1 protein-coding gene is annotated in these 886 nt (G+C 35.4%); it reads right to left on the reverse strand.

Going from position 1 to position 886, the window contains the following annotated elements; genetic code table 11:
* Window positions 1–249: 249 nt before the first annotated feature.
* Window positions 250–886, reverse strand: a 637-nt coding sequence (locus tag A9G48_RS11020) for a hypothetical protein (RefSeq protein WP_218057893.1), incomplete at its 5' end; no start/stop codon positions are given.

Here is an 886-nt window from a genome sequence, read left to right on the forward strand (position 1 = left end):
GTTTTATAATCGGTAAAATCGCACCCTGTCAGTAACGATAACATCAGTAAACTACTACCTAATATTAAGACTTTTTTGATTTGTGTTTTCATCAGTTATTACCTGTTAGTTAAAATTTGTTAATCGATTCTGTCACTGCTTCGGCTTATGGCTCGTATCAGCTGTATATTGGTATGACAGTAAGTATGGAAACACTTTTTTACCCCGCAAATCTTAAACTTAACAGTAATCTAATGAATTAAAATAATTTTATAAAATATAACTACCACTTCTAGCCCTTATTAAGCTTAATCTTCCATCAGAAGAAATACTATAGTTATGCGCACCTTTAACAGGTCTTTCACCCAATACGGCTTTCTCTAAACCGCCATAACCTTTATATAAGCTATAAATATCCTTATTTTTTATCCAATTTGGCACATTTTCTAAATGGTAGGTAAAAATGATCACCCGCTGACCTTGTAATTGGTCGTCAACTCCCATAACTTTCTCAACCACAACCCGACCAAAGCAGAAGTTAGTTCCCCCCCACCAATCTACGTATTTGCGACCTTCTTCCGTTAAATTATAACGGTACAGGGGCTTATCGCCGTCATGACCAACCAGCTCTTCAGTAAATAATCCCTCTTTAGCATAGAGGGATAGTTTTAAATTAAGCTCATTATTGGCGGCGATTTTATCCCATGCATCATCAGGATCAATTTCGCCTTCAATATATTGAATAGTATAAGGATACATATCCTCAGTTAAATCTCCCACAGCCAAACAAACTGATTTATTTCCTGTTGGGTTATTAATATCGTTTTCTCTTTGAATTCGCGTTTTATAATCGGTAAAATCGCACCCTGTCAGTAACGATAACATCAGTAAACTACTACCTAATATT

Origin of the sequence: Gilliamella sp. wkB18, assembly GCF_001690875.1 — a bacterium.
Classification (GTDB): domain Bacteria; phylum Pseudomonadota; class Gammaproteobacteria; order Enterobacterales; family Orbaceae; genus Gilliamella; species Gilliamella apicola_A.